Below are 4,729 nucleotides of genomic sequence, written 5' to 3' on the forward strand. Positions count from 1 at the left end.
GGAAAATAATAAATAAATCTATTTTATAGATAATAACAATATTTTGTATACTTTTAAGTATAATTTAAAAATTGACTTTCAGGTGGGAAATTTAAACGTAGGTTTATATTTCCTAATTAGGAAATAGCCTGCCGGTGGCAGGTTATCGTATCTAAAAAATGGAGGATATATGAAAAAAACAAATCTTAAATCTTTGTTTGCTTCTATTTGTGCATTACCATTGATTTTTGGCGCTGCTTCTTGTAGTGACGGCAGTGACAGTGGAAACAGCAGTGCAAATACTGGCAGCAATAATTCTTCAACTGAAACACTTGCAACCGGCGGCAACTACTCTGTTCTCGCTGACGGAACAAGTGCAGGAAGAAAGGCAGTAACCGCTTCCTCTTCTGCAGGAACTATCACTCTTACAGTTGGTGAATCTTCTACAACCTATTCAACAATCGCCGCAGCTCTTACTGCTGCTGCAAGTGCTTCTGGTGACTGCGTTATCACTCTTGGAACTGGTACTTACGAAGAAAACGGCCTTACCTATTCAGGAAGCAACAACCTCAAAATCTCAGGTCTCGGCTCTGCTGAATACGGTCTTGATGTCGCGATTTATGGACAGGGCTCTGATACATCTTCAGAAAAAGGCCGCTCAACATTCGCAATTGCAGGCTCAGGAAACATCACTCTTGAAAACCTTACAATCAAAAGCAGCCGCGCAGAAACTGAAGGAACTGCTCAGGCAGAAGTAATCGGTACAGACGGAACAGGTAACCTTGCTGCTTACAACTGTTCTTTCATCTCTGGACAGGATACACTCCGCACCGTTGCAAAAGCATGGTTCTATAAGTGCTACATCGAAGGCGATGTTGACTTCCTTTGGATGGAATACACAAACGGTGTTGCAGCCTTGTATGAAGAATGTGTAATCCGCGCAATCGGAACCAGAACTACTAAAGCTTACTTTACTGCTCCTCGCCTCGGCCTTACTTCAAAGGTCGGAAAAGGTGTCGTAATCTACAACTCAACTCTTGAGGCTGAAAGCGGACTTGAAAAGCTCTACCTCGGACGAAATCCTTGGTCTTCTTCCGCAATGAGCGACTACTACGAGCAGGTTGCAATCATCGGCTCACAGCTCTATCTCGCTGACGGCGTAACGCTCAACTCCGATGTTTGGGGAAGCGCAGCGAACGGAACCTCAGACCAGAAATACATCGGTTTCAAGACAGACGACTATTTCCCTGCGGGAACATACGGAACACGTATCGGCTCATCATTCATTGCAAAAGAATATGCTGGCCGAGAAAACATCCTGAACCGCGTTATTGTAGTAGCATCAAAGAAATTCCAGAAAGATGTAGACACCTACTGGGACATCGCACAAGTTATCAGCGACAACGGCTGGACTGTAACTGCAGACTCTTCTTCTTCACTTCTTTCAGGCGAAACAGACCCGAGCGAAACTTCCAAGACCTACACGCTCGATACAGAGTCTGTTGATGGACTTACTTGCAGCGGATTTGCCCTTGAATCAGGAAAATCACACTATGTCGGACAGAGCGGTTCGACAATCACATTCCCTGTAACAGGAAACTGCGTTGTAACAGTGACCGGTTACTATAAGGGAGAAGGAACGATTCAGGCAGGAAGTCAGGGAGCCGCTCTCTTCAACTTCAACAACGGCTCAACAAGCAAATACATTGAGAAATCTTACAGCGTATACTCTGGTGCTTGCGATGTAACAATTACTGCAACTGCTACAACTTACATTACAAAAATCGTAGTTGAGTATGATGATTCGCTTACATTCACACCTGTTTCTTCAATCACAGTTTCTGCCGCTGATTCAAGCGTGGATTCAAAGAAGACTTTGCAGTTCTCTTACACATTGAATCCGAGCGAGCCTACGAACGACGATGTCGTATGGTCAATCACTTCCGGAAGCGATGTCGCCTCAATCGACCAGGCAGGTCTTCTGACAGCCGGAAGCGCGGACGCAGACACAAGCGTCACTGTCCGTGTAACTTCATGCGATGCAAACTCAGTATACGGCGAGGCTACTGTTACGGTGAAGAAACTTGAGGCAAGCGCATTTGACATCAGCTGGCTGGACAGTGATGCACACAGCGATGTTTCTAATGTAGCATGTACTGACGGAAATGAATCTATTGCAACAGGTAGTGCAGGTACACTTTCAAGCGGTACTGTCGGTGATACAAGTTATGGTTCATGGCAAAAGAATTCTTCTAAATGGGGTTCTGCAGCAGGCGGTCTTTCATTTGTAACTACTGCTGCTTCAGCTGCTGGTTGGGATGCAATCTATATCGACTTCCCTGTAACCGCTGTAACCGCTCTTACGATTGAGAATGTAAAAGTGACCTATGGTTCTCACGGAACAGGAAATCCTCTCGGTCAGATTTCGTACTCCCTTGACAACGGTAGCACATTTAACACGATTGCAACTGATGAAAGTGACAACCGTAACACTACAAATAGCTACGACACAAGTGTAGCACTTGCTGCTGGCAAAACTGCCATTATCCGCGTTGCACTCGGAAATAGCACTGCCGGAAAGATTGCTTCAAGCAAATCTCCGACAATCTGCACGGTTACTGTCAGCGGTTCTGCCGCCGAGTAATCCGCAGTAATCTAATCGAGCACATTTAGCCCGGTTTTTCCCCCGCCCGCCATGCCTTTGCGTGTGGTGCGCGGGGGATTTTTTTTACTCATTCGTTGCTTTTATGATTTCGTTTACATTTGCAATTATTGCCTTTGCAATTTCAGGCTTATTCATTGTATAAATATGAATTCCCCGGACGCCATTTGAAATCAAATCAATAATCTGGTCTGTTGCATAAGCAATTCCTGCCTGCATCATTGCTTCAGGTGAATTTCTGAAACGGTCACAAATTGCAAGAAGTTTTCGTGGAATGTATGCATTTGATAAATCTACCATGCGTGTAACCTGATTTGAATTTGTAATCGGCATAATTCCGGCCAGAACCGGTACATGAATTCCAGATGACTGAAGGCGATACAAAAATGAATAAAGCATATCATTGTCAAAGAACATCTGTGTTGTCAGAAAATCAACACCGGCTTCAACTTTATGCTTTAAATTGTCTATATCAGCATCACGGCTGCTACTTTCAGGATGACCTTCAGGATAACAGGCACCGCCAACACAGAAACCTTCTTTTTTAAGAAGCGAAACCAAATCTGAAGCATGCACAAAACCGGACGGAAAAATATTTTCACCTTCTACTGCATCTTTTGGATAATCACCACGCAAAGCAAGAACGTTTTTAATATTTTTTTCTTTCAAACCATTGATAATATATGTTAAAGCTTCTTTTGTTGAACGCACACAGGTCAAATGCGCAAGAGCTGTAGTACCATTTTTTTCGATTTCTGAAGCAATTTCGGTTGTATAACTTTGTGTTGTACCGCCTGCCCCATAAGTAACGCTGATAAAATCTGGATTTAGAGATGTGAGTTCAACTGCAGTTTTTTTAATTGATTCCAGAGCCTCCTGTTTTTTTGGAGGAAAAACTTCAAATGAAAGGGAAACTTTTTTACTGTTCAATATATCTACAATTTTCATAGGCTGATTATATCATAAAAAAAACCGGCAGTTAAAGTGCCGGTTTAAAACTTTATTCGTAGATAAATGTTTCTTTTGGACCGTCGATGCGTACATTTTCGAATTTGGCACCAGGAGCATTCCTTACTCGGAAGCTCTTTACGGTTACTTCAGGCAATCCGTAGAACATATCACTTTCCATTGGAGAGCGGTCAGAACTTTCGTCTGTGGTAAAATGGCAGTCACGGATTTCAAGGTTGTCAATCGGCATTTCAGGAAGACCTACGATAAAACCTGCACTCGCCTTGCAGTTTTTGCCTGTACAGCCGATGATTTTTACATCATGGATGCGTGGTGTTTCGCTTGTGACAGGCTGTTTTTCCAAAGAGAAAAGCGGCGATTTAGTATCTGTGATTCCGCACTTGTAGTACATGTTCATCGCGATTGGACAGAGAGTGTCGTCCATTACCAAATCTTTGAGTTCGATGTCGTAAAGGTCACCACCACGACCGCGTCGGCTCTTGATTCGGATACCGCGGTCAGTTCCGCTCAAATCGCAGTTTTCCGCATGAACGTGCTGAATCCCTGCAGCAGTTTCTGAACCTAAAACGATTCCGCCGTGTGCAAAGCGTACAGTGCAGTCTTTAATTGTAACATTTACAGTAGGCTTGTTTACGCGGATTCCGTCAGGACCAGAGCCTGATTTAAGACAAATGCCGTCATCGCCGACAGCTACATAGCAGTTTAAGATTTTTACGTTTGTACATGAATCAACGTCGATTCCGTCAGTATTTGGAGCCGAGTAAGGATTTTCGATTTTAAGATTCTGGAGTGTGAGGTCATCAACATAAAGCGGATGAACTGTCCAGAACGGGGAATTTTTAATTGAAACGCCTTCTAAAGTAACGTGCTGGCAGTTAATAAATTCAACAAGACATGGACGCAAAAACTGTGTTTCACGGCCACCGCCGCCGCCAGCCTGATTTTCGTAACCAGGGTTCATTTTTGCAAGTGCAAGTTCATAAGGTTCAACAGGGCGTGCCTGTCCGGCATCTTTTTTTGCTTTTTTAAGCTCCCACCATGAATTACCGTTGCCATTGATTGTACCTTTACCGCAGACTTTTACATTTTTAACATCGGCAGCGCGGAGAAGAGCATGCA

Annotated in this window: 3 protein-coding genes; 1 reads left to right on the forward strand and 2 read right to left on the reverse strand. The window is 43.7% G+C overall.

Annotated features, from left to right (window positions below; translation table 11 throughout):
• The first annotated feature begins 169 nt into the window (after nucleotides 1–169).
• Entirely contained in the window at nucleotides 170–2,623 is a 2,454-nt protein-coding gene (locus ACKI5B_RS06575; protein ID WP_407427035.1) for an Ig-like domain-containing protein, read from the forward strand.
• A gap of 84 nt (nucleotides 2,624–2,707) precedes the next feature.
• Here the strand turns inward: ACKI5B_RS06575 and metF are convergent, their stop codons facing one another.
• Together metF and ACKI5B_RS06585 are read right to left on the reverse strand one after the other, a co-directional pair.
• Entirely contained in the window at nucleotides 2,708–3,589 is an 882-nt protein-coding gene (metF, locus tag ACKI5B_RS06580) for a methylenetetrahydrofolate reductase [NAD(P)H] (protein WP_407427037.1), read from the reverse strand.
• Between the two features lie 52 nt (nucleotides 3,590–3,641).
• Nucleotides 3,642–4,729: glycoside hydrolase family 28 protein (locus tag ACKI5B_RS06585; protein WP_407427039.1), on the reverse strand; the 1,088-nt coding region annotated here is incomplete at its 5' end.

The sequence above is a fragment of the Treponema sp. genome (assembly GCF_045657965.1).
Classification (GTDB): Bacteria; Spirochaetota; Spirochaetia; order Treponematales; family Treponemataceae; genus Treponema_D.